Source organism: Bradyrhizobium sp. CSS354, assembly GCF_029051725.1.
Lineage (GTDB): Bacteria > Pseudomonadota > Alphaproteobacteria > Rhizobiales > Xanthobacteraceae > Bradyrhizobium.
Window position 1 is genome coordinate 278,084 of sequence record NZ_JAACFU010000006.1, and the last position, 25,051, is coordinate 303,134.

Sequence of the window (25,051 nt, forward strand, 5' to 3'; positions counted from 1 at the left end):
GCGAGCGTGGCTGCTAGCCTGCAATCTCCCGCCAATCCGCACCGCGCAGCATGCGCATCACGGCATTGGCCACTGCCGTGCGCTGTCGGCCGGCCACCCCGTAGAGGCTGACGGTGCGACGGGCGTCCAGCCCGGCGACCGCAGCGCGCGTCAGCGTCTCCGGAACGGGCGAGGTGTGCGGCACCATGGCGACGCCGATGTCTGCCTCGACCAGCTCGATCAAATCGCGCTCGTTCGAGATCTCGTGACCCTGTTCGACCGCGATGCCGTGCTCGCGCAGGCTTGCGGAGATGCTGCGGGAGTGCTCGCAGAACGTCCGGCTCAACAGCTGCTCTGCGCGCAAATCGTCCAGTTCGATGCTGCTGCGGCCGGCCAGGCGGTGTCCGTCGCTGACCACGAGCTCGAAGCTTTCGGTGAACAGCGGCCAGACATCGAGCCGCTCCCAGGCCTCGTCGATGTCAGCGGCAATTCCAAGCTCGGCCTCGCCCTTCTTCAGCAAGTCGGCCACTTCACGACTCGAGCCGCGCAGGAAGCGGAATTCGAGCCGGTTGAACTGCCGTTTGATCTGGTTGAGATGCGGGATGAGGAGCGAAAGATCAATTGAATGCGTCAGGGCGACGCGGAGCGCGCCGATTTCGCCGCTGCGGAACGAGGAGGCCAGCGAGCGTGCGCCGGTGGCTGCATCAAAACACTGCTTCAGCAGCGGATGCATGCGCTGGCCAAGCTCGGTCAATTGCGCTGCGGGCCGTTCGCGGCGAAACAGATCGCCGCCGAGCTCGGCCTCGAGCTGCTTGATCGCGCGGGTCAGCGAAGGCTGCGTCACGTTGCAGTCCTCGGCGGCACGCGTGAAGTTCAAGAGCTGCGCCACCGCGAGGAAATAGCGGACCTGGTGCATTTCCATGGATCGGCTCCTGGCAAGACCAGCCGGAATCTAGCCGATCGGGGCGGGGAATGACATCCCGGCCGCAATAGCGCACGGGCAGTCGTCATGTCGGAGGATTTTGCCAGTGAGTATGTCCGTCAAGCCGCAGACGTCCGCCGCCCGGGCGCTCGCGGGCAAGGTTGCGCTGGTCACGGGCTCAACCAGTGGCATCGGCCTCGGTATCGCGCGGGCACTTGCCGCGGCCGGCGCCGACATCGTGCTGAACGGCCTTGGTGTGGCGGCCGAGCTCGACAGGACGCCCGAGCAGATCGCGGCGGAGTTCGGCGTCAAAGCAAGATTTTCGCCGGCCGACATGACCAGGCCGAATTCGATCGCCGAGATGATCGCGGCGACGGTTGCGCAGGCCGGCCGCCTGGATATCTTGATCAATAATGCCGGTATCCAGCACGTTGCGCCGCTGGAGCAGTTTCCGGTCGAGAAATGGGACCAGATCCTCGCGATCAATCTGTCGTCGGCCTTCCACACCACGCGGCTCGCGCTGCCCGCAATGCGACAGAACGGGTTCGGCCGGATTATCAACATTGCTTCCGCTCATGGTCTCGTCGGCTCGCCGTTCAAGGCGGCCTACGTCGCCGCCAAGCACGGCATCGTCGGGCTCACCAAGGTGACCGCGCTGGAGACGGCAGAAGAGGGCATTACCTGCAACGCGATCTGTCCCGGCTACGTCTATACGCCCCTGGTCGAGGCGCAGATCGATGGGCAGGCCAAGGCGCACGGAATCTCGCGCGACCAGGTGATCCGCGACGTGCTGCTGGCCCAACAGCCCAACAAGCGCTTTGCCACGGTCGAGGAGCTCGGCGCGCTCGCGGTATTCCTCTCGACTGACGCGGCGGTTTCGATCACCGGCGTCGCGCTGCCGGTCGACGGCGGCTGGACCGCGCATTAACATGAGCCGGCGTAACAAGTCGCGGCCGGCAGCGAATCTCGGAGCAGTGCAGGCTGATCAGGAGCGAACCATGAACGGCACGCAGAATAACATTCAGCGCAAGGACCTGCCCGGGCAGGTCGTCCTCGTGCTTCAAGGCGGCGGTGCGTTAGGCTCCTACCAGGCGGGCGTCTACCAGGCGCTGCACGAGGCCGGCATCGAGCCGGACTGGATCATCGGCACCTCGATCGGTGCCATCAATGCCAGTCTTATTGCGGGTAATGCGCCGGAGCACCGGCTCGCGCGCTTGAGGGAGTTCTGGAAGCGGATGGAACAGAAGCCGGTCTGGGAGTGGCCCACCTCATTTCCCGGCTTCAACGAGAAGCTTGCCTATTGGTCGGCCGTGACCCACGGCATTCCAGGGTTCTTCCGGCCCAATCCGCTGGCGCATGCCGGCGATTCCTATCCGCTCGGCGCCGATCACGCCGGATTCTATTCCACTGGGCCTCTCGAGGAGACGCTGCGCGAGCTGGTCGATTTCGATCTGGCCAATCGCTGCGCGCCGCGGCTGACGGTGGGTGCGGCGCATGTCGGCACCAGCCAGATGCGCTATTTCGACAGCCGCGACGGTGAGCTGACGGTGAAGCATGTCATGGCTTCGGGCGCATTGCCCCCGGCATTCCCGGCAGTGCGGATCGATGGCGAACTCTATTGGGACGGAGGCATCCTCTCGAATACGCCGACGGAAGCGGTGTTCGACGACAATCCGCGCAAGAATTCGCTGATCTTCTCCGTGCATCTGTGGAATCCCGTCGGCGCCGAGCCGACCACGATGGCGGAGGTGCTGAACCGGCACAAGGATGTGATGTATTCGAGTCGGATCGCGAGCCAGATCGAACGCCAGCAGCAGGCCCATCGCCTGCGCCATGTCATCAACCAGCTTGCGGAACGCCTGCCTGAGAGCGAGCGCGGCGATGCCGCGGTGAGGGAGCTGATGAGCTACGGCTGTCCGACCCGTATGCATGTCGTGCGGCTGCTGGCGCCGCAACTCGATCGCGAGACCCACACCAAGGATATCGACTTCAGCCCGTCGGGGATCACGCGGCGCTGGCATGCCGGCTATGCCCACACGAGGTCGGTGCTCGCGCGAAAACCGTGGATCGGCGAATTCGATCCGCTTGCCGGCGTGGTGCTGCACGAGCATATGGACGAGATGCCGATGGCGGCGGAGTAGGGCCGCAAGCGATCGTCCGCCATCATCGAAATGCCACAGGCCTTGCGGATCGTCGATCTTCGTCCGCAGCTGAAAGGCCATGTAAGTGGTGTCGGGAAGCGATCTGGAACTGGCGCTTGATCACGTCCGTGCTGATATGGCGGGACCGGTTGCCGGCGTGTTCGGTCCTGATACGGTGACCTGGCAGATCGACCGCGAGGCCGTGATCTTCCTCGGCGCGGGGCGGGCGCTGCTCCTTCAACTCGCGCATCCCTGGGTCGCCGCCGCCATCGCCGAGCATTCGAAAACCTTGGCTGATCCGATTGGCCGCTTCCATCGCACCTTCGATATTGTCTTTGCCATGGTGTTCGGCTCGCTTGACCGCGCGCTGTTGTCGTCGCGGCAATTGCACCGGCGCCACAGCATGATCGTCGGCGAGATGCCGGAGACTGTCGGTCCGTTCGCGGCAGGCTCGCGCTACTGTGCCAACGACATCCCGTCGCTGCGCTGGGTTCATGCCACGCTGGTCGAGACCGCGCTGATGGCGCATGATCTGGTTTTGCCGCCGCTCTCGGCGGAGAATCGCGAACGCTATTGGACCGAGAGTCGGACGTTCGGCGCGTTGTTCGGATTGACCGGCGATGATCTGGCGGCGGACTGGGCTGACTTTGCGGCCTATACGGCGGCGATGGCGCAGTCAGACACGCTGACCGCCAGCCCGGCCGCGCGCGAGATCGCCGCGCAGATCTTTGGTGGCGCGCGCCCGTGGTTGCGTCCGCCGCGCTGGTATCGCGCGCTCACGGCAAGCCTGCTGCCGGAACGCCTGCGTGTTGGGTTTCGGTTCGAACTTGATGAGCGCGATGAGAGGGCAGCCGAAAATGCGCTCCGATGGATACGGCGCGTCTACCCCAAATTGCCAGACCGGTTGCGCTATGTCGGTCCCTACCAGGAAGCGCAAGCGCGGTTGCGCGGCGAGCCGCAGCCGGACTGGATGACACGGTGCCTCAACAGAGTCTGGATCGGACGGTCGCAAATGGATCAGCGCGGGAAGGGGTGAAGTCCTCCGCGGCTGCCACAAACCACTGTCATTGCGAGGAGCCCTTGCGACGAAGCAATCCAGGCTGCTGCCATGGAAACAGTCTGGATTGCTTCGCTACGCTCGCAATGACGAGGAAACACCCCGCTTCTCACACCGCCGCCAACTTCCGGTACAGTGCGTTGTAGCTGCCGGCCGGGATGCTCCAGGAGAACGAGCGTCCCATCGCACTGCGACGCATGGTGTCGAGCTGGTCCTGCGCCATGAAGGCGGAGAACGCGCGGCGGACGCCCCCGAGGAAGGATTCGTGCGAAGGTTTTGAGAACAGGAAGCCGGTTTCGCCGTCGGTAATGGTCTCGGCGAGGCCGCCGGTCTGATGGCCGATCGGCAGCGAGCCGAAGCGCTGGGCGTACATCTGGCTGAGCCCGCAGGGCTCGAAGCGCGACGGCATCAATGTGAAGTCGCTGCCGGCGAAGATGCGGCGCGCCTGGGCGTCGTTGAAGCCGATCACGACCCCGATCGCGTCAGGGCGTCGGCGATGCGCGTCGATCAGCGCCTGTTCGAGCGCCGGCTCGCCGGAGCCGGTGACCACGATCTGCCCGCCGGCATCGACGATCTCGTCGGCTGCCGCCAGCACGAGGTCGATACCCTTCTGGTGCACCAGCCGGGCGACGATGCCGAACATCGGGCCGCGCGACACCGCAAGCCCGAACTGCTTGCGAACATAGTCCGCGTTGGCCTTCTTGCCGATCCAGTCGCCGGCGCCGAACTGCTGGGCAAGCTGAGCGCAGGAGCGGGGGTCCCAGCTCTCGTCGATGCCGTTGAGGATGCCGGTGAGCTCGGCCGCGTCGGAGCGGACTCGAAGCAGGCCTTCGAGCCCGCAGCCGAATTCATCCGTGGTGATCTCCCGCGCATAGGTGCCGCTGACGGTGGTGAGATGCGAGGCGTAGACCAGCCCGGCCTTGAGGAAGGAGAGCTGGTCGTAGAACTCGACGCCGTCGATGTGGAAGGAGCTCTCCGGTGCGCCGATCCGCCGCAGCGAGTCCTTCGGGAAGAGGCCCTGATAGGCGAGGTTGTGAATGGTCAGGATCGACGGCAGCTTGGAGCCGCGCCAGGCCAGGTAGGCCGGCACGAGCGAAGCCTGCCAGTCATTGGCATGGATCAGGTCTGCTGCCCAATCCTTGTCCAGCGTGCCCATCGCGAGCTCAGCGGCGGCCGAGGCAAAGCGCGCGAAACGGATGTCGTTGTCGGGCCAGTCGCGCCCGGACTCGTCGCCATAGGGGTTGCCGGGCCGGTCGTAAAGTTGCGAGCACAGCAGCACATAGACCGGCAGGCCGTCCTTGGTCGCGGCGCGGCCGAGCGAGCAGGCCGGCATCTCCGCGAACGCCGGACAGCGGCCAACGATCTGAATATGCGTGAGTTGTTCGATGATGTCGCGATAGCCGGGCAGCATGACCCGGATGTCGGCGAAGGGACGAAGGGCTCGGGGGAGTGCAGCGGAAACGGCTCCGAGTCCGCCAACGCGGACAAAGTCGTCCATCTCCGTTGTAACGAACAAGACCCTCAAGAACTGCTGCCCTCTGCCGGAGCCCGATTGCTGCTATGCAAGAAAGGGTCCAGTTGCCCCGGATTTCCCAAGCCCGCCCGTGAGACGTGTCTCTTCGGTAAAGACTTTCCTACTCAGGCGCCGCCCTCTAGGGTCGGCGCACCAACAACAGAGAACTTCGATAAGTTCCTAGTGACCCGAGGGCGCAAGCAGGCATGCAGCTATCAGATAAGCATGAGGGGACGACGACAAAGGCCTTTGCCGGCCTCAGGGTCCTGGATTTTTCGACCACCATCGCCGGTCCCCACTGTGCGCGCATGCTCGCCGACATGGGCGCCGAGGTCATCAAGATCGAGACCGACGGCGGCGAGACGATGCGGACCCGGCCGCCGCTGCGCAAGGGCTGCAGCACCGTGTTCGGCCAGCTCAATGTCGGCAAGAAGAGCGTCGTGCTCGACCTCAAGTCCGAGGACGGCAAGGAGGCGGTCCGCCGGCTGGCCGCGACCGCCGACATCCTGGTCGAGAACTTCCGCCCCGGCGTGATGCACCGGCTGCGGCTCGACTACGACAGAATGCGCGCCATCAACCCGAAGCTGATCTACTGCTCGATCTCCGGCTACGGCCAGAGCGGCCCGTCGGCCGAACTGCCGGCCTATGCGCCGGTGATCCATGCAGCCTCCGGGTACGACATGGCGCATCTCGCCTACCAGCCCGGCCGCAGCCGCCCGGATTATTGCGGCATCTACCATGCCGACGTCGTCACCGGCACCTACGGGTTCGGCGCGATCGCGTCGGCGCTCTACCAGCGAACGGTCACCGGGCTCGGCCAGCACATCGACGTTTCCATGCTCGAATCGATGCTGACGCTGACGGTGATCGAGTTGCAGAACTCGCAGTTCACCGTGAAGCCGCCGCCGCGCCCGATGTTTGGGCCGACTGAGACCGCGAGCGGTTATGTCATGATCACGGTTGCCAGCGAGAAGACGTTTCAGGGACTGATGGGGGTGATCGGCCGCCCCGAATGGATCTCCGATCCGCGCTTCGCCACCTACGCCGCGCGTCGCGACCATTGGGCCGACTTGATGGACGGTGTCGAGGCCTGGTCGCGGCAGCTCTCGACCGAGGCCTGTCTTGTCGCGCTAGGTGCGGCGGGCGTGCCGGCTTCGGCCTACCGCACCGTGTCCGAGGCGCTGGCCGATCCGCAACTCGCGCATCGTGAGGCGCTCTCGTCTGTAGAAGACGGAGGCGGCTCGTTCCAGGTCCTCAATCTGCCGTTCCGGATGACCGGTGCCGACACGGCACCGGGCAAGACGATGGCCGTGCTTGGCGAGCACACGGACCGGCTGCGCGCGGAGATCGGGCTCCCCGACGATGGACCAATTCCGTCAGGCAAAACAGCCGCGCAAAGCTGACGGACAGCTTCGTGCAGCAAGCAATGCGGCTTTGCGTGTGGTCGGCTTGCCATCATTCGTCGGCCTAAACTAGACAGGTCCGAGTTTGTCTCGTTCTGCCGCCCATGCGATGGTGGCGGCGACAAGAAAAGTATCCGGGAGGACACCGATGAAAAGTTTCAAGGTCGCCGATTTCAAGGCACCGCTGCAGGAGTTCGACGAGGCGACGCCGCAGCCGTCCGGCACGCAGGTGCTGATCAAGGTCAAGGCCGCCGGCGTCTGCCACAGCGACCTCCACATCTGGGAAGGCGGCTACGATCTCGGCCACGGTCGCAAGCCGCTGTCGCTGAAGGACCGCGGCATCAACCTGCCGCTGACCATGGGGCACGAGACCGTCGGCGAGGTCCTTGCCTTCGGCCCGGACGTGAAGTCGTCGGACCAGGGCGATGTGAAGATCGGCGATGTCGGGCTGGTCTATCCCTGGATCGGTTGCGGCAAATGCGCGACCTGTCTCGGCGGCGACGAGAACATGTGCCTGACGCCACGCTCGCTCGGCGTCTATTGCGACGGTGGCTATTCCGACCACATGCTGGTGCCGCACCCGCGCTATCTGCTCAATCTTAGAGGCCTCGATCCCGCGTCGGCTGCGCCCTACGCCTGCTCGGGCGTCACGACCTACAGCGCGCTGAAGAAGCTCGAGCAGCACTTCGACACGCCAATTGTGATGTTCGGCGCCGGCGGACTCGGCCTGATGGCACTGTCGCTGCTGAAGGCGATGGGCGGCAAGGGCGCGATCATGGTCGATATCGACGCGAAGAAACGCGAAGCTGCGGAGAAGGCCGGCGCGCTCGCGACCGTCGATCCCAAGGCGCCCGACGCGCTGGAGCAGCTTGCGAAGAAAGCCGGTGGTCCCATCCGCGCCGTGCTCGATCTCGTCGGCAACGCCGCCACCACGCAACTCGGCTTCGACTGCCTGACCAAGGGCGGCAAGCTCGTCATCGTCGGCCTGTTCGGCGGCGGGGCGACCTGGGCGCTGCCGCTGATTCCGATCAAGGCGGTGACGATCCAGGGCAGCTACGTCGGCAATCTACGCGAGACGCAGGAGCTGCTCGACCTCGTGCGAGCGAAGAACATAGCGCCGATTCCCGTGACGCGGCAGCCGCTCGCCAAGGCCAACGACGCGCTGGTGCAGTTGCAGCAGGGCGCGGTGGTCGGCCGCACGGTGCTGACGCCGTAACCAACGCTCCATCCTCCGTCATTGCGAGGAGCGAAGCGACGAAGCAATCCAGATTGTCTCCGCAGATGCAGTTCTGGATTGCTTCGCTTCACTCGCAATGACGACTTAGCTCGCTCCTCCTGAGGCTTCCCATGTCCGCAAATAACGCCTTCCACATTGCCGTGCTCGCCGGTGACGGCATCGGTCCCGAAGTCATGGCGCCGGCCATCGAAGTCCTGCGCAAGATCGAGACGAAATCCGGCCTGAGCTTCCGCTTCACCGAGGCGCCGGCGGGTGCCACCAACTATCTTGCCACCGGCAAATCGATGCCCGACACCACGATCAAGCTGTGCGAGGAGGCGGACGCGATCCTGCTCGGCGCATGCGGCCTGCCGTCGGTGCGCTATCCTGATAACACTGAGATCGCGCCGCAGATCGAGCTGCGCTTCATCTTCGATCTCTATGCCGGTGTGCGCCCGGCGCGGCTCATTCCGGGCGTGCCGAGCCCGATCGTCGGCGCCGACCAGCGTGGAATCGATCTCGTCGTGATCAGGGAGTCCACCGAGGGCCTGTTCGCCTCGATGGGCAAGGGCGTCGTCACCCACGAGGACGCGCGCGAAACCATGGTGATCACGCGCAAGACGTCCGAGCGCCTGTTCGAGTTCTCGTTTCGCCTCGCCGAGCGGCGCAAGGCGCGCGGCAAGCCGGGGATGCTGGCTTGCGTCGACAAGGCGAACGTGTTCAAGGCCTTTGCGTTCTTCCGCGGCATTTTCGACGAGATCGCCAAGCGTCATCCGGAGGTGAAGACCGATCGGCTCTATGTCGATGCCTGCTCGGCGATGCTGGTGAAGCGCCCCTGGGACTTCGACGTGATGGTGATGGAGAACATGTTCGGCGACATCGTCTCCGACATCACCGCGAGCCTGATCGGCGGCCTCGGCATGGCGCCGTCGGCCGACATCGGGGACAAATATGCCGTGTTCCAGCCGTGCCACGGCACCGCGCCCGACATCATGGGGCAGGGCAAGGCCAATCCCACCGGGATGATCCTGTCGGCTGCAATGATGCTGGACTGGCTCGCCGACAAGCACGGCGTCGAGGGTGCGGCCGAGGCCGGCGAGCAAATTGAGCGCGCCGTTGATGAGATCTACGCCGGCGGCCTCAAGCCGATGGAGTTCGGCGGCAGCAACGGCACCGCCGACATCACGAAGGCGGTGCTCGGGGCTCTGTAGTCGAAGAAGAGGGGCCTCTCGGCCCCTCGTGGTTCACCAGCGACGCCAGTGGCGGTGGCCGCCCCAGCCCCAGGGACGCCCGCCGTAGAAGCGTCGCGGGCCGCCGTAATAGCCGTAGGCGCCGTAATAATTCGGACGCCAGAAGCAGCGGCCCCACGGGTTACACACCCAACGAACCTGATCGACTTCGGCTGCCGGGCCGCTCGCGATACGGTCAGCCTGCGGAATGCCGTTCGGCATTGCCGCGAGTGCCTGTCCTGATGCGAGCGCGGCGCCGCCCAGGGCGGCCAGACCAACAACAGCAAATTTGAGTTTCATCGCAATCTCCCTCGTTTGATGGCGAGAGAACTTCCGGCAAATCAGCTGGTTGCTATGGTGTTGCAGGGGCGTGGGAATTTAATCTTCCTGAATGCATGTTCACGTTGCCTGCCGTCACTGCGACGAGCCAGGGGACGAGCAGACAGAGGCACTCTGGATTGTTTCATTTTGCTCGCTGACGACGGAGTCACCGTCCCTGGAACTGCGGCTTGCGCTTTTCCATGAAGGCCTGCCGGCCCTCGCGAAAATCGCCACTGTCCATGCAGGCGTTGCCGACCGCCCTGATCGCCTCCATGTCGCGCGCGCTTTCATCCTTTAGCACTTGCGCGATGGTGAGCTTGGCGGCCTTGATCGCGAGCGGCGCATTTTGCGAGATCGTCTCGGCGATGCCCATGGTCTCGCCCCAGAGCTGATCCTCCGGAACCACGCGCTCGACCAGCCCGATGCGCAGCGCTTCGGTGGAATCGATGCGCATGCCCGTGTACATCAGGAGCCGGGCCCAGGACGGTCCGACCAGCGACACCAGGTGCTTCAAGCCATCATAACCGTAGGCGATACCGAGTTTCGCCGCGGGAATGCCGAACTGGCTTCCATGGGAGGCGATGCGGATGTCGGCGAGCATCGCCACCTGCATGCCGCCGCCCAGACAGAAGCCCTGGATACAGGCAATCGTCGGCTTGGGATAATCGGCAAGCAGCGCGCGCTGGACGGCGCTGCGTTTTGCGTATTCCTCGGAGGCAGCTGCGTTGTGGCGCGTCTTCTCGAACTGGCTGATGTCGGCGCCCGACACGAAGGCCTTGCCACCGGCGCCGCGCAGGATCACGACCCGCACGGCAGCGTTGTCGCGCAAGGCTGTCAGCGCCTCGCCAAATCCCTCCCACATCTCCAGCGACATCGCGTTGCGCTTGTCGGGATTGTTGAAGGTGATCACGCCGACGCCACCGGCTGTGTGCTTGAGGATCTTGCCGTCGGCGTAGGGAATTTCGGTCGTGCTTGATATGTCGGACATCGCGCTCGCTTTCGTTGGCGAGGCGCAATGTTCGGCCGGGGCGAGGCCAGCGTCAACCGCGGCAACGGAGGTGGCTTTGCAGCCGCCTGTGCCGCGATTGCATGGCGCGGTCTATCTCGTCATGTGCGCCGTTAACGGATGGCTGCCGGCACTGCTGAAGAATGCCGCCTCTTCGGCGGTGGCCTCCAGCAGCTGCTCGTCCTGGTGATAGACGTCGTTGCGGAACTGGACGGTCTGGTCTTTGGTCATCCACGCCGTGAGGTAGATCCAGGCCACCGGCACTTTCTTCGCCATAGCGACCTCGAGATGCTGGCCGCTGGCGATGCCCGCGTCGATCGCGGCGCGGCTCCATTTCGGCTGGTCCTTCAAGAGCCAGGCGGCGAGATCGCGCACATTGTCGACGCGCGAGCAGCCATGAGAATCGAAGCGGTAATCGTCGCTGAACAGATTGCGCTGGTTGGTGTCGTGCATGTAGACCGAATAGGAATTCGGCATGTCGATCTTGACCGCGCCGAGCGCGTTGAACGTGCCGTTGTGCTGGCGCACGGTGAAATTCGGCGTATGCGTGCCCGACCAGTCGACCGAATTTGGGTCGATCGGATTGTCGTGGGCGTCGAGCACCTCCATGTGCATGCGCGACAGATAGGTGGGGTCCTTACGCATATGCGCGGAGATCTCGGTCTTGGCGATCGAGGCGGGCACCGTCCAGGTCGGATTGAGAACGACGCTGCTGATCTGGGTCGTCAGCGTCGGCGAGGGCTTTTCGGTCTTGCCGACGATCACGCGATAGCGCCTCACCACGACGTCGTTCTCGATCGCTTCGGCGAAGGCGGCGGGGATGTTGACGACGACATAGCGCTGGCCGAAGCCGAAATTCATGTTCTCGAGCCGCTGCAGCGAAGCCTCCAGCTGTCGGATGCGCTTCTGCACCGGCACGTTCATCGCCGCGATCGTGCGGGGCGTCATCGTTCCGGTCGGCGCGAGGCCGTGGCGGGCCTGGAAGCGTTTCACGGCGTCGGCGAGATCCTGGTCGAAGGCGCCGCTCGCCTTGTCGGCGGCAAGATCGCCGGAGACGATCAGCCGCTTGCGCAGGAGATCGTCATGGGCGCCCTGGACGCCGGGCGCGAATTTGGCGTCTGCCGGGATCGCCGGCCAGCCGCCGCGCACGGCGAGATCAGAATAGCTCAGCGCTGCATCCTTGATGCGCTGGGCGGAGCCCTCGTCATAGGTCGGCTCGTGGGTCAGCGCGAGCGCGGCGGCCGAGCGGCTCTCTGCCGTCGAAGCGGACGCCGGCGCGGCAGTTTTCGGTGCGGCTGCGTGGGCCGGATTGGCGGTGGCCGGCACCGTGCCAGCCGCAGTCGCCGGCTTGGGCCCAGCCTGTCCAATGGTCTCGGTCTGAGCAAGCGCGGAGGCGCTCGCAAGCATGCCGACGGCAATGATCATCGCATGGCGTTTCGACATGTGTCCCATCTTCCCCATGAGAACGAGGCCCGGATGGGCGCTCGCATCGGCAATTCCCGGTCGTCGCGCTGATTCGAGAAATCGGCGGGAGGCTAGCGCCTCCCAGTTGCGGCTCCCTTAAGCACGGCGCATCGCGAGCTCCGCACGTCGGACGGCGGTGTCTGGATTGGGTCGCGACAGGGCCGGAATGGGTTCGCGCAAACTGCGGGCGACGGCGGGAAAAATGGTCAACAAAAAGGGGCGGTCATGCCGCCCCGAGAAGTCCGCGCAAGCACGCGGGCCGGATAGATCTCGTCCGGGTCTCGTCCAATCCAGCCGCGCCCCGTGACGCGGCGGATTGAACATCGGGCGGAAAGGCGCGGGCGCCGATCGGCTCAGGCTTCGTTCGCTGCGATCGATTCCATCAGCGAGACGAGCTGACGCTGCACCGTCTGGTCCTTGATCTTGCTATAGGCGCGCAGCAGGCGGAGGCTGAAGGCCGAGTCCAGGAAGAGCAGGCTCTCGACTTCGCGCGCCTTGTTGTCGCCGTCATAGAAGAAGGTCACGGGCACATCGAGGGCGGTGGCGATCTGCTGAAGCCGAGCTGCGCCGACGCGATTGACGCCCTTCTCGTACTTCTGGACCTGCTGGAAACTGACGCCGAGCTTCTCGCCGAGCTCGGCCTGCGAGACCTTCATCTCGACGCGCCGCAGACGGATCCGCTTGCCCAGCTCAATGTCCGGCTTGCCGGCACTGCGCTGCTTCATTCTCTTCGCCGCTGTCTTCATCTTTTTTCTCATCGGTCTTCGGTTGAAAACCCCCCGAAGAGCTGGGTCAGGGGTTCGCCCATATACTCGTCCTTGAATTCATGCGGGTGCACGAACTCTTCCTTAAACCACGGGAAACGCGCCGGATTGAAGGCTTCGATCAGCCAGTCAATCATGTGCCGCACGCGCGGAATCCGGCCGCTACCAGGGTGGTAGGACAACCAGATATCCAGCGATCTGTTCAGCTCGATCTCCAGTGGAATCAACTTCCCGCCAAGCGCAACGGCGTAGCTCGGGAATACGCCGATTCCGGCGCCATTCGCGACCGCCCAGTAATTGGCGCTCGAGACGTTGGTCTTCATGACCAGAAGGTCACGCTCCGGAACGCCGGGGAAGAAGCTCTCGAAAGTTTGCTTGGCGTCGAGCTGGTCGGCGAACTGCAGCACCAGGCGGTGCTTGATCAACTCCATCGCCGAGCGCGGCGCGCCATGTTTTGAAATGTATTTCTCGGAGGCCCAGAACATCAGATGCATGCGGCCGAGCCGCACCAGCTTGACGTCGAGCGCGGAAGGCCGCGACAGGTGAATGGCGACGTCGGCCTCGTGGCGGGAGACGTCGGCCGAGCGCATCGCGCAGTGCAGGTCGACCAGGATCTTCGGATAGGCCTGCTGGAATTCGACCAGTCGCGGGGCGAGCCAGAATGTGCCAAGTCCCTCGGTGACTGCGACGCGGACTTCGCCGGACAGGGCGTTCGCTGTCGAATCGCTGGTGCGCAGCACGTCGAAGGCAGCCGCCTCCATTTTCTCGACGGCGGAGACCACCAGCGCGCCTTCGTCGGTCAGACGGGTGCCGTGGACGTCGCGGGTGAACAGGGTGGTGCCGGTCTGGCGTTCGAAATCATCGATCCGGCGGCGGACGGCGTTGATCGACAGCGACAGGCGCTCGGCCGCCGAGCGGAAACTTCCGCATCGGACGACTTCCAGGAAAATGCGCGCCGCATCCCAGTCCGACAGGCCGCTGATGTTTGTCTTTGGGCGTTCCTCCAGTGGAACGCCCCTTTCCGCCAAGGAGTGCATACAAGTCCCTTCGGGTCGCTAAACTGGCAGAATCTTGGGCAAACCACAACCACGGCGGGTTGGGGAACGACGAGTTTTGAACGTCATCCTTACTGCGCCGCAGTGGTATTCTGGTGCTGCCAGGACTGGGAACAAGGGCTGGAAATCGGGCAAACCATCGCCCGTATGAGGGGTGTGGCGTGAGTTCCGTTGTGAGCCGTGACATGGCTGCGGGATCGTCGGCGCTGTCCGCAATGAACGTCCTTGCGCGCGAGCCGGTGACGCCTTCCGAGATGGATCAATTGCAGTACGCCAAGCGTTTTACCACCGAGCGTTTTACCACCGAGTGTTTTACCATCGAGCGTTCGACGACTGAGCGCTTCGACGACGGCCGGCGGGGCGAAGCGGCACGCGCCGGAACCGCGGTTTCAAGGCAGAAACACACTGAAATCATGTTCGGGGGCGCAGTGGCCTCGTGTTATCCTCGACGCTCCATGGGGGCCAAAGCGGTCGTCACAACCACGTCTCACAGGCCGAATTAGCGGAAAGAACGCCGGTGTCGCATTCAGACGAACAATTGCAGTCGGTGCTGGAAACGCTCGAAGAGTGCCGCCGGGTGCTCAACGAGAGCAACAGCCGCGAGTCGGCCGAGCTGCTGTCCATTGTCATCCTGGACGTGCGGATGAAACTCAAAGGAATTGACAGTGCCGATCTCAAGGCACTGTGCGACGAAATGTTGCGGAGCGCGACCAGCGAACCGCAGCCCCCCTCCAAGCAGACGCAGGACCAGCCCCGGCGTCCGCTGCTCCGCGTGGTGAAGTAGCCGCGCCGCCGAGCCTCGCTTTTTGGCGAGATTTGTGCGTGTCCCGATGCCGCATCTGTGATCACAGACGGCATCGGGAGGAGCCCTGGTTTTGAGCGCCTCAGTTGCGCATTCGCTGGCATCGGCTACACCAGAGCCGGTTCGGCTCCGGGCCGCGCGCATTCCCCGCGCGCCGCATCGGCGCCTGAGATGGCTCCGACTGCATCATGCAAAATGTTTCGATCCCGGCGGCGCTGATTGCCGGCCTCGTCAGCTTCCTCTCCCCTTGCGTCCTGCCGCTGGTCCCGCCCTACCTGATCTATTTGACGGGCGCGACGATCGAGCATGTCGAAAGCGACGAGCCCGCATCAGTCTCCAAACGCGCGATCATGATGTCGGCGCTCCTGTTCGTGCTCGGCTTCTCCACGGTGTTCGTGGCGCTCGGCGCCAGCGCCTCGCTGATCGGCGGGCTGATCCGCGCCTGGTCGGCCGAACTCTCGATCCTCGCCGGCATCGTCATCATCGTCATGGGCCTGCACTTCCTGGGCCTGACGCGAATCGGTCTGTTGATGCGCGAGGGACGCTTGACCGCGCCCAAGCCCGTCGGCCTCTGGGGCGCTTATGTGATGGGGCTCGCCTTTGCCTTCGGCTGGACGCCCTGCATCGGCCCGATCCTCGCCGCGATCCTCTCGGTCGCCGCGGCCGAAGCGACGGTGACGAAGGGCGCCGGCCTGCTCGCGGTCTATTCGGCCGGCCTCGGCATTCCCTTCCTGATCGCCGCCCTGATGATCGAGCAGTTTTCCACCCTGTTCGCGCGCATGAAGGGCCATCTCGTCAATGTCGAGCGCGCCATGGGCGTCCTGATGGTGATCACCGGCATTGGATTTCTCACCGGCGCGGTCTCGAATGTGAGCATCTGGCTGCTGGAGACGTTTCCGGCGTTGCAGACGTTCGGTTAGGGCGCAGCGGAGGCACCAGCGGGAGACCGGGTTTTCACGGATGAAACCTGAAAGGAACCGTTGAGGACCTCCGGCCATGCTCGCACTGCGGAGCCCAACGAAATCAAACCTTTTCCATCCCGAGACGTTGGAGGAGCGGAAACCGCATGGTGGAGATCTCGTGACCAAGACACTGCTCTTAGAATCCTTGTCGAACAACGTCGCTTTGGTTGCTTGGCAATTTGTAGGTCAACCGTTGCCGGAGTGGCCGAATTGGGTCCAGTCAACCTGCTCGCTCCAAAGGGATGCCGAAGGAAAGTTCGAGCTCCGGCACGAGCGGCGCAGCGGCGCTCAAATTGTTTATCTCGGCGAGTGGCTCGTGAGAGATCTGGATGGCGGCGTCGACTTCTACACCGACGCCGAGATCTGGGCGCGGTTCGCCGCGAAGCGCTAGGCGATCAACTGAGCGGGTCCGGGTGGGGCAAAACGCCTCGCCCGCAAGGACACACTTCGGATGCAATCTGAGGTAATATTTCATTCTACTGCACCCAGAGGGGCAAATTTCAAAAGCGTATACTGAAACGAGAATTTTTGACCAATCGACAATCCCGGCGCCCCTCTTCCTCACAGCATTTTGCGCAGGAGCAATCGATGGGAACCGAAGTCAACGTTCAACCCGGTCATGGCAAAGCCGGACGTCACCCGACGCGGCAATTTCTGGATACGCTTTCCGGACACGAAGATCCGGGCATGTTTGGTCGGATGTTTCCGACTCTCGAACCGCTGGCCGTCGACGACGGTCCGCTCCATGCACTCGCCGATGCGATGAAGGATCCCACCCCAGGCGATCCCACGGGAAACAGTGCCAACGTACCTGCCGGCTTTACCTATCTCGGGCAATTCATCGATCATGACATCACACTGGATCTGACCTCCTTTGGCGACAAGGAGGCCGATCCAACGGCCGTCGAGAATTTTCGTACACCGGCGCTCGATCTCGACAGCGTCTACGGTCTGGGACCGGACGGAAGTCGCCATTTGTACGCGCGCAATTCGGCGAGCGACAATGGCAAGAGCCCGGGTCCCAAGCTGCTGATCGGCAAAACCGTCAACGTCGGTGCCGGTAACATCACGGGAGATCATCGTAACGACCTTCCGCGCAGTCCCGAAGGGTTTGCCCTGATCGGCGACCATCGCAATGACGAGAATCTGCTGGTTGCGCAAACTCACCTTGCGATGCTGAAGTTTCACAACAAGGTCTGCGATCAGCTCGTTGCGTCAGGCAAGCCGCAGGGCGAGATCTTCGAAGAAGCGCGCCGGATGGTCACCTGGCACTATCAATGGATGGTCTTGCACGATTTTGTGGAGCGGATCACCGAAAAAGGCATGGTGGCGAAGATCCTCGAGCAGGGACGGCGCTTCTACCGCTTCAAGAAGACACCCTACATGCCTGTTGAGTTTTCCGCCGCGGTCTACCGTCTCGGCCACAGCATGGTCCGCGAGGTCTATAGCCACAACAGAATCTTCACGCCTGGCGGCGTCGTTCCTGCGACGCTCGATCTGCTGTTCAAGTTTACAGGGCTTTCGGGAGGAATCATCGGAGATCTCGCGCCCAATCCGATTCAACCGCCGCTCCCGCTTCCGGTGCTCTCAAGCAACTGGATTATTGACTGGCGCCGCTTCCACGAGATTCTGCCGTCCAATCCGCCAGGTGTTGCATTCAATCCGTCTCGCAAGATCGACCCCTTTGTCGTGCCGCAACTCCACACCTTGCCTGGTGACGGCAGCAGCCTGCCGTTCCGAAATCTCAAGCGCGGGGTGCTGTTGGGATTGCCGTCCGGGCAGGACATCGCCAAGGCCATGAAAATCAAAAATCCTCTGACGCCGGCCGAAATCTCGAAGGGGACCGACGGTGCGGTAGCGAAGACGCATGGTCTGCACGAACACACCCCGCTCTGGTACTACATCCTCAAGGAGGCGGAGCAGCGGGGCGGCGGCGAAAGGCTCGGACCGGTTGGAGCGACGCTTCTTGCCGAGGTTTTTGTCGGCCTCGTCCATGGCGATCATCAATCGTACCTTTGGCTCAAGGGCAAGAGCTGGAAGCCAACACTTCCATCAAAAGTGCCGGGCGAATTCACGATGGCCGACCTGCTGCGCTTTGTCGGGGACATCAGCCCGATCGACGGCATCTCGACCGTCTAGAGGTTTGGCGATCCGGCGGACACACGAACTGGGCCGCGAGGCGGCCCAGTTCGGCGCCGGCGAGGCAAGTCCATGCGTTAATTCGCCGCAAATCGCGCAAACGCCCCGCGATCGATCTCGATGCCAAGTCCCGGGCCGTCCGGGACTCGCACGATGCCCTTCGCGTGCTCGATCGGCTCCTTCAAAATGGCCTGCCGGATCGGATGTTCGGTGCGGTCGAATTCAAGCATCGGCTCGAGCGGTGACAGCGAAGTCGGCGTGTGCGAGGGCAGCACGGCGAGGAGCTGGAGCGAGGCGGCGATCGCGATGCCGGTGCCCCAGACGTGCGGATTGTAGCGGATGCCGAACGCCTCGCTCATGTCGGCAATCTTTTTGCATTCACTCAATCCACCTGCCGCGCAGGTGTCGGGCTGGGCGATGTCAAGCGCGTGCGAGACGAACAGCTCGCGAAAGCCGAAGCGCGTGAATTCGCACTCGCCGCCGGCGACCGGAATCGTGAGCGCGGATTTCACTGCGCGATAGCCCGCGAGGTCCTCCGGCGGCACCGGCTCCTCAAACCATCCGATGTCATGGCGCTCGATCAGGCGGCCGAGCCGGATCGCCGCGACCGCGTCATAGGCGTGGTTCGCATCGACCATCAGCGCGACATCGGGGCCGATCGCTTCGCGCACCGCGCGGGTGACCGCGGCATCCTCCGCGATGCCGAAACCGACTTTCAGCTTCACGGCGCGGAATCCCTCGGCGGCATAACCCGCCGCTTCCTCCGGCAGATAGGTCAGCGGATCGCCTGACCTGCGTCGGTAGAGACCGGTCGCATAGGCCGAAACCTGCTTGCGCGCGGCGCCGCCAAGAAGCTGATGCACGGGTACGCCAAAATGCTTGCCCTTGATGTCCCAGAGCGCGATGTCGATACCGCTCATCCCCTGGATCACGACGCCCTTCTGGCCGTGATCGCGCAAGCGCGCGTAAACCATCTGCCACAGCACGTCCGTGCGCAACGGATCTTCGCCGATCAGCCACGGCGCGATACTTTGCACCACCGCCGCCGTGATGCGTGCCGGACCATAGCATTCACCCCAGCCGACAAGGCCGTTATCGGTCTCGATCTCGACAAGCATCGCGGTGCGTGTGTCGTACCAGGCGCGCGAATAGGCAAAGGGCTGCGACAGCTTTGCTTCGAGGATGTGCGTGTGAATGCTTGCAATCTTCATCGCCGATGTCTCCGTTCATCGCGCCTCGTCCAGCGTGCAAATCACCGTGCAGACCACGCCGCGGGGCAGGAAGTCGACCGTTGCCTCGCCGCCGAGCTGGTCGCGCGCACTGCGCTCGATCAGGCGTGAGCCGAAGCCGCGCTGCACCGGCGCTGTCACCGTCGGTCCGCCGATCTCGGTCCAGATCAGGCGCAGCCGCGGCTTTGGCGCCTCGGCAAGGACCTCCCACCCCAGCGTCACCCGGCCGGTCTCGTTGGACAGCGCACCGTATTTCGCGGCATTGGTGGCGATCTCGTGCACGATCATCGACAGCACCACGGCGAGCCGCGGCGACAGCGGCACCGGGGGGCCAGTCATGCGGATGCGCTCTGGATTGTTCAGCAGGAACGGCTGTAGCGCGCGGGTGATCACCTCCCGCAGCTCGGAGCCCGCCCATTTCTCCTGGCTCAGCAAATTGTGCGCTTCGGCCAGCGCGCCCAGCCGACCCTCGAATTTCGTCCGCTCGTCCCGGCTGGCGCTGCGGAAAGTCTGCACTGCGATCGCCTGCATCAAGGCGAGCGTGTTCTTGACGCGATGGTTGAGCTCGTCGATCAGGAGATTGTGCAGCATCTCGCCGCGCGCGATCGTGGTTGCCATCCTGACCGCGAAGGTCAGGCCGGTCAGCAGCAGGATGCCGCCGATCAGGCTGGTGATCGCGATGTTGCGCCAGAGCGGCGCGATCAGCGAGCTCTCGGCGACGCCGGCCACGATGGTCCAGCCGGTCAGCCGTGACCCCGTATAGACGGTGGACAACGCAACACCGTCGAGCGAAACCGTCGAGAGTGCGGCTTCCGGCGTGCGCAACATACTCTCATACAGTGTGCCCGTAGCCCGTTTGCCGAACGTCTCCGTCGGATTCGGCGTGCGCGCGAATACGAAGGCCTTGGTGTCGAGCAGGGAAACCGTCCAATCCCGGTCGGGCCGTTGCTTCTCGACCAGGTCCTGAAAGATGCTGACGGGCGGGCTGAAGCAGAGGTCGTAGATCACTTCGCCGTCGCGGAGCACCGGAACCTCGACCGTAAGAACCTGCCGGCCGTTGATCGCGCCGGTGAACAGGTCGGAATATTGCGGCGATCTGGTCGCAAACACCTTCTCGATGACCTCGAGATGACCGCGTGGCGGCAGGCTCGCGGTGTCCTCGGTCGCGGAGGAACACAACAGCCGGCCCTTGCGATCGGAAATCAACACGAGGCCGCCCTTGCCGTACTGATCGACGAAGCCGAGCGCGATGCGGCGGAAATTCTGGAAGTCGTCATTGCGCAGCGAATTCGTCAGCGCAAGCACCTGCAGGCCGCCGGTCATCCGCTGCACCTCGGAGTCCAGCACGAGGCGCATGCTGCGCACGTTCTCCAGCACGCGGCGGGTCGCGTCGTTGCGGTCCTGCTTGTAATTGTAGACGGCAATACCGACCGCGAAGACGATCAGCGGCAACATCGTTCCCGTGACCAGAAGAGCGAGCCGGACCGGCAAAGTGAGCTTTGACAAACGCAGGCGTCCCGGTTCCAGCGCAGGCGAGCGCCGGATTTATGATTTTGGGAGACCATAGGGGCGGGATTTGCGCTGCGCCATATTTTTTTGCGCAGCTGGACGAACCGTCTAGAGGCGACACTTACAGCGCAGTCGGGATGCCTGCGCCTCAGCTCATGCTGACTGCGGTCAGTAGTAGACACATGGCGTAGACGGCCGCCAGGCTGAGCCCGGCGATCCGGGCCTCACGATGCGATTTCATAACTTCAACTCCCGGAGAGGGCGGCCGCCTTCAAGGCAGCCGCCCGACACCTGGATCAATCAATTTCCTGAACGACCGTGCGCGAGCCGGGATCGACGAGCATCACGCGTTCGCCGGAGTAGACGTAGCGATATTTCGTGAGGGACGGGCCCCAGTCGGCCGGAACGGCCTCGAGCTCGACGTCGCTCGGCACCGCCGCACCGACAACGATCTTTTCCTTCGTCGTCACCGGACGGATACGGTGCTCGGTGACGTAGGATTTGATCTTGGTTCGGTACTGCGGCTCGATCTGAACGGCTGCCGCATGGCCGGTCCCGGTCGTGGTCACGACGGTGGATTGCGCGAAAGCACCGGTCGAAATCAGAGCCGCCGCGGCGGAAAGCAGGAACAACTTCTTCATCTCGTTCTCCTCGTTTGAAGATGCGCCGCAACAACCCCTCATCGCGGACGGCGTTCCCGGCCCCTGGAACTAATTGCCGGTTTTTCCCGTTTGTAGATGACCGGGCGAAACGGCTCGGGCTCTGGAGGAGGACTACAGATGAAGCTAAAAATTGCCACTGCAGCACTGATGGTTGCGGCAATATCCCTGCCGGCGTTCGCGGCCGACGAGTTCTACGTCGTGCAGGACGTCAAGACCAAGAAGTGCACGATCGTCGACAAGAAGCCGACGGACACGTCCATGACCGTCGTCAGCCCGTCAGGCACGATCTACAAGTCGCGCACCGAGGCTGAAAGCGGCATGAAGACCGTCAAGGTCTGCACGTCGAACTGAGGAGGATGACAAATGCCAGTTCTGACTCTGTGGGCCGTGCCGGCCGTGCTGGTGCTCGGCGGCGGCATCTATCTGATCGGCCATTTGCATTAAAGCGCACTGGAAGGCGAGCGGGTCTGTGCGTGCAGCGCACAGGTCCGCAAGCCATCTGTCTGCGGAGGAGGCCGCCCCTCAGCCTCCCAAGGCATCGGCTGGACGCAAGTTGCAGTGCAACAGTTCGCGAAAAGTGGTGGCCCTGCGACGAAGAGGACCTCCCGCGCACACGAAATGACTTCCGTCGCGCCGACGTTTTTCATACGCTTCCCACTCGCAAGCCGCATACCGGCTGCGCTCACGGCCCGGCGACAGGGCCGGAGCATCAAAAGGAGGGGAGACGATGAAGCGAAGATCATTTCTCGCTGGGATCGGCGCGACCACTGCGGCGGCTGCGATTGGCATGCCGTCGATCATCCGGGCGCAGTCGCCGATCACGCTGAACGGCGCGGTCCAGTTCAACGACGACCACGCCTTCAACCGGGCACTGCTCCGGTTCGAAGAGCTGGTGAAGAAGTACTACGGCAAGCCCGTCAACTTCACGCTGCACAGGAATTCCTCGCTCGGCCTCGAAAAGCAGTATTTCGAGTACATGTCGCAGGGCAAAGCCGTCGATTACGGCATCGTCTCGCCGGCTCACATGTCGACCTTCGCCAAGGCGGCCCCGTTCATCGATGCGCCCTTCGTGTTCAAGGGCATCGAACACATGAACAAGGTCGTCGAAGCCAATATCCTGGCGCCGATCGCCGACGAAGTCGCGGCCAAGGCCGAGGTCGTTCTGATCGGCTATTCCGGCGGTGGCATCCGCAACATTTTCGCCAACAAGCCGCTCAAGAACCTGGCCGACCTCAAGAGCCTCAAGGTGCGCGTACAAGGCGCGCCGATCTGGTCGAAGACCTTTGCCGCCGTGGGCATGAGCCCGACGGTGATCGCCTATAACGAGATCTACAACGCGATCCAGAACGGCGTGATATCGGCCGGCGAGAACGAGGCGGCGGGCGTCGAGGCGATGAAGTTCTACGAAGTGGCCCCGCATCTCAACCTGACCCAGCACGCCGTGTCGATCCGGCCGATCTGTTTCTCGGTGAAGACATTGAAGACCCTGCCGAAGGAGTTGCAGGACGCGATCATGAAGGCCGGCAAGGAGGCCGGCGACTACGGCCGGCAACTGGAGTCGAGCGAAGAGGTCGTCAAGCTCGACACGCTCGAGAAGGCCGGCAAGCTCAAGCGCGTTCCTTTCGAAGAGCGGGACGCCATGAAGAAGCTCGCCGATCCCGTGATGGCCACCTACGCCAAGGAAATCGGCGCGGAAGGCATTTTCGAGAAGATCAACGTCGTCTGAGAACTGTCGCCGCCCACGTGACAGGACGTCGGGGCAAGCCGGACGGCTTGCCCCATTGCGTGATTGTGATCCCCCGGAGACATGATGACTGAAATATCGATGCCGCCGAACCCGTCGCCATGGCGCCGAGCAACGGCGGCCTATGCAAAACTGCTGGAAATTCTGCTCGCCGCCTCGGTCGGCATTCTGGTCATTCCGGTCACGTTGCAGATCATCTCGCGCTACACGCCACTGATTCCGTCCTACATCTGGACCGAGGAGATGGCGCGGTTCATGTTCATCTGGACAATCATGATCGGTGCGATGGTCGGCATCAGAGAGTCGCAGCATTTTGAAGTCGACGTCTGGCCTAATCTGTCACGCCGAAGCGAGGCCATGGTGCGGATTCTTGCGCGACTCGGCGTGCTGGCGCTGGCGCTGGTGTTCGTATCCGCCGGACTCGAGTTTACCCGTTTTGCCTGGAACAGAACGTCGGAGCTGGCCGATCTGCCGCTTTGGCTGATCCACGTCGCCTGGCCGGTTGCCGGCGTGACCTGGATCGTGTTCGCCGGTGAACAGATTGTCGACGAGATGCGGATTCTGGTTGGGGCAAATCAATGAGCGGCAATGTTCTTTCTGCCGGACAGGCCGCGATGGTCCTGTTCGGTACTTTCGTTGGCCTGCTCATCATACGCGTACCGGTTGCCTTCGCGCTTGGCCTTGCCTGCGTGCCGATCCTGCTGATCGAGCCGCATCTGTCGCTGATGACGCTCGCGCAGGAAACCTTCAACGCCTATAATTCATTCATCCTGCTGGCGGTGCCGTTCTTCCTGCTCACCGCCAATTTGATGAGCATCGGCGGCATCACCGACCGGCTGGTGGCGCTGTCCCGCTCGATGGTCGGGCACTGGCCGGGGTCGCTGGCGCAGATCAACGTCGTGCTGTCGGTGTTCTTTGCCGGCATCTCCGGCTCCTCCACCGCGGACGCGGCGAGCCAGTCCAAGATCTTCATCGATGCCCAGACCAAGGAGGGCTACGACCTCTCGTTCTCCATCGCCATCACCGCGGTCTCGGCGGTGCTCGCCGTCATCATCCCGCCCTCGATCCTGATGATCGTCTGGGGCGGGCTGATCTCGACCTCGATCGCCGCGATGTACCTGGCCGGCATCGTACCGGGTCTGCTGATCGCGGGCGCGCAGATGGCGACCGTGCATGTCTACGCGACGCGTCGCGGTTATCCGACCTATCCGAAAGCAAGCTGGGTCGAGATGCGCTGCGCCATCTGGCGGTCGATACCGGCGCTGATGACGCCGTTCATCATTGTCGGCGGCATTCTGCTCGGATGGTTCACCGCAACGGAGTCCGCCTGCGTCGCGGTGCTCTATTCCGTTGCGCTGTCGACGTTCTTCTACCGTGAAACCGGCGCGCGCGAACTCTACAAGGCGTTGCTCGACACCGGGCGTCTGGCAGGCGTCGCGCTGTTCTGCGTGGGCACCGCAAGCGCGTTCGGCTGGCTGCTGGCCTACTACAAGATTCCGCAGGAGCTGCTGGCCAACGTCTCGACCTGGGGCATGGGCGCGATCGGGGCCGGCTTCTTCATCGCGCTCTGCTTTCTGGTGGTGGGCTGTTTCCTCGACGCTATTCCGGCGATCATCATCGTCGGCACTGTGCTGGAGCCGCTCGCCAGGTCCGTAGACCTCCATCCCGTCCAGTTCGCGATCATTTCCATCATATCGCTCGCCTTCGGGCTGGTGACCCCACCCTATGGCTTATGTCTGATGATCGCCTGTTCGATCGCTGGCGTACGGCTGCGCTATGCCCTGAAGGACACGGTGATCATGCTGATTCCGATGCTGCTCGTGCTGGCGGCAGTCATCGTCTGGCCAAGCGTGTCGCTGTTCCTGCCGCGTCTGATCGTGCCGGAGATGTTGAAATGAGCGGGGCGTGATCCCGCGGCTCTGACGCCGCGGGAT

General features: G+C 63.5%; 25 protein-coding genes. 15 read left to right on the forward strand and 10 right to left on the reverse strand.

Annotated features, from left to right (window positions below; all coding sequences use genetic code 11):
* Positions 1–13: 13 nt before the first annotated feature.
* The gene (locus tag GWG67_RS16990) at positions 14–901 is read right to left on the reverse strand and encodes a LysR family transcriptional regulator (RefSeq protein WP_275170420.1); all 888 of its coding nucleotides are present in this window, start codon (positions 899–901) and stop codon (positions 14–16) included.
* Between the two features lie 112 nt (positions 902–1,013).
* Between GWG67_RS16990 and GWG67_RS16995 the strand changes: the two genes are divergently transcribed.
* From GWG67_RS16995 to GWG67_RS17005, 3 genes are all read left to right on the forward strand, one after another.
* Positions 1,014–1,829 (forward strand): 3-hydroxybutyrate dehydrogenase, encoded by an 816-nt coding sequence (locus tag GWG67_RS16995; protein ID WP_275170680.1) that lies wholly within the window; start codon positions 1,014–1,016, stop codon positions 1,827–1,829.
* A gap of 70 nt (positions 1,830–1,899) precedes the next feature.
* Positions 1,900–3,042 carry a patatin-like phospholipase family protein gene (locus GWG67_RS17000; protein WP_275170421.1) on the forward strand — a complete coding sequence of 381 codons (1,143 nt, stop codon included), beginning with the start codon at positions 1,900–1,902 and terminating at the stop codon, positions 3,040–3,042.
* Positions 3,043–3,127: 85 nt separating this feature from the next.
* A complete protein-coding gene (locus GWG67_RS17005; protein ID WP_275170422.1) occupies positions 3,128–4,078 on the forward strand; it encodes an oxygenase MpaB family protein in 951 nt (316 codons plus the stop codon).
* A gap of 130 nt (positions 4,079–4,208) precedes the next feature.
* Here GWG67_RS17005 and glgA read toward each other — a convergent pair whose 3' ends face one another.
* Positions 4,209–5,624 (reverse strand): glycogen synthase GlgA, encoded by a 1,416-nt coding sequence (gene glgA, locus GWG67_RS17010; protein ID WP_275170423.1) that lies wholly within the window; start codon positions 5,622–5,624, stop codon positions 4,209–4,211.
* Positions 5,625–5,818: 194 nt separating this feature from the next.
* On the opposite strand from glgA, the gene GWG67_RS17015 reads away from it, so the two are divergent.
* The 3 genes from GWG67_RS17015 to GWG67_RS17025 all read left to right on the forward strand — a co-directional run bounded on the left by GWG67_RS17015 (position 5,819) and on the right by GWG67_RS17025 (position 9,442).
* The gene (locus tag GWG67_RS17015; RefSeq protein WP_275170424.1) at positions 5,819–7,015 is read left to right on the forward strand and encodes a CaiB/BaiF CoA-transferase family protein; all 1,197 of its coding nucleotides are present in this window, start codon (positions 5,819–5,821) and stop codon (positions 7,013–7,015) included.
* A gap of 148 nt (positions 7,016–7,163) precedes the next feature.
* Complete coding sequence (locus GWG67_RS17020; RefSeq protein WP_275170425.1) at positions 7,164–8,231, forward strand: alcohol dehydrogenase; 1,068 nt, start codon at positions 7,164–7,166, stop codon at positions 8,229–8,231.
* A gap of 131 nt (positions 8,232–8,362) precedes the next feature.
* A complete protein-coding gene (locus tag GWG67_RS17025) occupies positions 8,363–9,442 on the forward strand; it encodes an isocitrate/isopropylmalate dehydrogenase family protein (RefSeq protein WP_275170426.1) in 1,080 nt (359 codons plus the stop codon).
* 33 nt (positions 9,443–9,475) lie between these two features.
* Here the strand turns inward: GWG67_RS17025 and GWG67_RS17030 are convergent, their stop codons facing one another.
* From GWG67_RS17030 to GWG67_RS17050, 5 genes are all read right to left on the reverse strand, one after another.
* The gene (locus GWG67_RS17030) at positions 9,476–9,760 is read right to left on the reverse strand and encodes a hypothetical protein (protein WP_275170427.1); all 285 of its coding nucleotides are present in this window, start codon (positions 9,758–9,760) and stop codon (positions 9,476–9,478) included.
* 187 nt (positions 9,761–9,947) lie between these two features.
* Positions 9,948–10,769, reverse strand: coding sequence for an enoyl-CoA hydratase (locus GWG67_RS17035; protein WP_275170428.1), 822 nt, complete (start codon positions 10,767–10,769; stop codon positions 9,948–9,950).
* Positions 10,770–10,880: 111 nt separating this feature from the next.
* Positions 10,881–12,230 (reverse strand): murein L,D-transpeptidase, encoded by a 1,350-nt coding sequence (locus tag GWG67_RS17040; RefSeq protein ID WP_275170429.1) that lies wholly within the window; start codon positions 12,228–12,230, stop codon positions 10,881–10,883.
* Positions 12,231–12,604: 374 nt separating this feature from the next.
* A complete protein-coding gene (locus GWG67_RS17045) occupies positions 12,605–12,976 on the reverse strand; it encodes a helix-turn-helix domain-containing protein (RefSeq protein WP_026233304.1) in 372 nt (123 codons plus the stop codon).
* 29 nt (positions 12,977–13,005) lie between these two features.
* Positions 13,006–14,052, reverse strand: a complete 1,047-nt coding sequence (locus tag GWG67_RS17050; protein WP_275170430.1) for a LysR family transcriptional regulator — start codon at positions 14,050–14,052, stop codon at positions 13,006–13,008.
* Positions 14,053–14,255: 203 nt separating this feature from the next.
* On the opposite strand from GWG67_RS17050, the gene GWG67_RS17055 reads away from it, so the two are divergent.
* The 5 genes from GWG67_RS17055 (at position 14,256) to GWG67_RS17075 (ending at position 17,973) form a co-directional block, all read left to right on the forward strand.
* Positions 14,256–14,573: a hypothetical protein gene (locus GWG67_RS17055; RefSeq protein WP_275170431.1), complete on the forward strand. Its 318-nt coding sequence runs from the start codon at positions 14,256–14,258 to the stop codon at positions 14,571–14,573.
* A 14-nt stretch (positions 14,574–14,587) separates the two neighbouring features.
* Entirely contained in the window at positions 14,588–14,854 is a 267-nt protein-coding gene (locus GWG67_RS17060; RefSeq protein WP_106942703.1) for a hypothetical protein, read from the forward strand.
* A 206-nt stretch (positions 14,855–15,060) separates the two neighbouring features.
* On the forward strand, positions 15,061–15,792 hold the full coding sequence (locus GWG67_RS17065; protein ID WP_275170432.1) for a cytochrome c biogenesis CcdA family protein: 732 nt from the start codon (positions 15,061–15,063) through the stop codon (positions 15,790–15,792).
* Between the two features lie 160 nt (positions 15,793–15,952).
* Positions 15,953–16,225, forward strand: a complete 273-nt coding sequence (locus GWG67_RS17070) for a hypothetical protein (protein WP_275170433.1) — start codon at positions 15,953–15,955, stop codon at positions 16,223–16,225.
* Positions 16,226–16,422: 197 nt separating this feature from the next.
* Positions 16,423–17,973 (forward strand): heme peroxidase family protein, encoded by a 1,551-nt coding sequence (locus GWG67_RS17075; RefSeq protein WP_275170434.1) that lies wholly within the window; start codon positions 16,423–16,425, stop codon positions 17,971–17,973.
* 77 nt (positions 17,974–18,050) lie between these two features.
* Here GWG67_RS17075 and GWG67_RS17080 read toward each other — a convergent pair whose 3' ends face one another.
* The 3 genes from GWG67_RS17080 to GWG67_RS17090 form a co-directional block, all read right to left on the reverse strand.
* Positions 18,051–19,184, reverse strand: a complete 1,134-nt coding sequence (locus GWG67_RS17080) for a mandelate racemase/muconate lactonizing enzyme family protein (RefSeq protein WP_275170435.1) — start codon at positions 19,182–19,184, stop codon at positions 18,051–18,053.
* Between the two features lie 15 nt (positions 19,185–19,199).
* Positions 19,200–20,657: a sensor histidine kinase gene (locus tag GWG67_RS17085; RefSeq protein WP_275170681.1), complete on the reverse strand. Its 1,458-nt coding sequence runs from the start codon at positions 20,655–20,657 to the stop codon at positions 19,200–19,202.
* Between the two features lie 350 nt (positions 20,658–21,007).
* Complete coding sequence (locus GWG67_RS17090) at positions 21,008–21,352, reverse strand: DUF1236 domain-containing protein (RefSeq protein ID WP_275170436.1); 345 nt, start codon at positions 21,350–21,352, stop codon at positions 21,008–21,010.
* Positions 21,353–21,490: 138 nt separating this feature from the next.
* On the opposite strand from GWG67_RS17090, the gene GWG67_RS17095 reads away from it, so the two are divergent.
* The 4 genes from GWG67_RS17095 to GWG67_RS17110 all read left to right on the forward strand — a co-directional run bounded on the left by GWG67_RS17095 (position 21,491) and on the right by GWG67_RS17110 (position 25,015).
* Positions 21,491–21,724: a hypothetical protein gene (locus tag GWG67_RS17095; RefSeq protein WP_275170437.1), complete on the forward strand. Its 234-nt coding sequence runs from the start codon at positions 21,491–21,493 to the stop codon at positions 21,722–21,724.
* Between the two features lie 376 nt (positions 21,725–22,100).
* Positions 22,101–23,099, forward strand: coding sequence for a TRAP transporter substrate-binding protein (locus tag GWG67_RS17100; RefSeq protein ID WP_275170438.1), 999 nt, complete (start codon positions 22,101–22,103; stop codon positions 23,097–23,099).
* Positions 23,100–23,183: 84 nt separating this feature from the next.
* Complete coding sequence (locus GWG67_RS17105) at positions 23,184–23,699, forward strand: TRAP transporter small permease (protein WP_275170682.1); 516 nt, start codon at positions 23,184–23,186, stop codon at positions 23,697–23,699.
* Positions 23,696–25,015: a TRAP transporter large permease gene (locus GWG67_RS17110; RefSeq protein ID WP_275170439.1), complete on the forward strand. Its 1,320-nt coding sequence runs from the start codon at positions 23,696–23,698 to the stop codon at positions 25,013–25,015. The genes GWG67_RS17105 and GWG67_RS17110 overlap by 4 nt, the downstream gene beginning before the upstream one ends.
* Positions 25,016–25,051 lie beyond the last annotated feature (36 nt).

Coding starts and splice junctions, on each gene's coding strand:
- GWG67_RS17040 (WP_275170429.1), bottom strand. CDS start 12,230: ATGTCGAAACGCCATGCGATGATCATTGCCGTCGGCATGCTTGCGAGC.
- GWG67_RS17055 (WP_275170431.1), top strand. CDS start 14,256: ATGGCTGCGGGATCGTCGGCGCTGTCCGCAATGAACGTCCTTGCGCGC.
- GWG67_RS16990 (WP_275170420.1), bottom strand. CDS start 901: ATGGAAATGCACCAGGTCCGCTATTTCCTCGCGGTGGCGCAGCTCTTG.
- GWG67_RS17035 (WP_275170428.1), bottom strand. CDS start 10,769: ATGTCCGACATATCAAGCACGACCGAAATTCCCTACGCCGACGGCAAG.
- GWG67_RS17015 (WP_275170424.1), top strand. CDS start 5,819: ATGCAGCTATCAGATAAGCATGAGGGGACGACGACAAAGGCCTTTGCC.
- GWG67_RS17085 (WP_275170681.1), bottom strand. CDS start 20,657: ATGTTGCCGCTGATCGTCTTCGCGGTCGGTATTGCCGTCTACAATTAC.
- GWG67_RS17105 (WP_275170682.1), top strand. CDS start 23,184: ATGACTGAAATATCGATGCCGCCGAACCCGTCGCCATGGCGCCGAGCA.
- GWG67_RS17030 (WP_275170427.1), bottom strand. CDS start 9,760: ATGAAACTCAAATTTGCTGTTGTTGGTCTGGCCGCCCTGGGCGGCGCC.
- GWG67_RS17110 (WP_275170439.1), top strand. CDS start 23,696: ATGAGCGGCAATGTTCTTTCTGCCGGACAGGCCGCGATGGTCCTGTTC.
- GWG67_RS17000 (WP_275170421.1), top strand. CDS start 1,900: ATGAACGGCACGCAGAATAACATTCAGCGCAAGGACCTGCCCGGGCAG.
- GWG67_RS17080 (WP_275170435.1), bottom strand. CDS start 19,184: ATGAAGATTGCAAGCATTCACACGCACATCCTCGAAGCAAAGCTGTCG.
- GWG67_RS17065 (WP_275170432.1), top strand. CDS start 15,061: ATGCAAAATGTTTCGATCCCGGCGGCGCTGATTGCCGGCCTCGTCAGC.
- GWG67_RS17050 (WP_275170430.1), bottom strand. CDS start 14,052: ATGCACTCCTTGGCGGAAAGGGGCGTTCCACTGGAGGAACGCCCAAAG.
- GWG67_RS17025 (WP_275170426.1), top strand. CDS start 8,363: ATGTCCGCAAATAACGCCTTCCACATTGCCGTGCTCGCCGGTGACGGC.
- GWG67_RS17020 (WP_275170425.1), top strand. CDS start 7,164: ATGAAAAGTTTCAAGGTCGCCGATTTCAAGGCACCGCTGCAGGAGTTC.
- GWG67_RS16995 (WP_275170680.1), top strand. CDS start 1,014: ATGTCCGTCAAGCCGCAGACGTCCGCCGCCCGGGCGCTCGCGGGCAAG.
- GWG67_RS17100 (WP_275170438.1), top strand. CDS start 22,101: ATGAAGCGAAGATCATTTCTCGCTGGGATCGGCGCGACCACTGCGGCG.
- GWG67_RS17075 (WP_275170434.1), top strand. CDS start 16,423: ATGGGAACCGAAGTCAACGTTCAACCCGGTCATGGCAAAGCCGGACGT.
- GWG67_RS17045 (WP_026233304.1), bottom strand. CDS start 12,976: ATGAAGCAGCGCAGTGCCGGCAAGCCGGACATTGAGCTGGGCAAGCGG.
- GWG67_RS17095 (WP_275170437.1), top strand. CDS start 21,491: ATGAAGCTAAAAATTGCCACTGCAGCACTGATGGTTGCGGCAATATCC.
- GWG67_RS17090 (WP_275170436.1), bottom strand. CDS start 21,352: ATGAAGAAGTTGTTCCTGCTTTCCGCCGCGGCGGCTCTGATTTCGACC.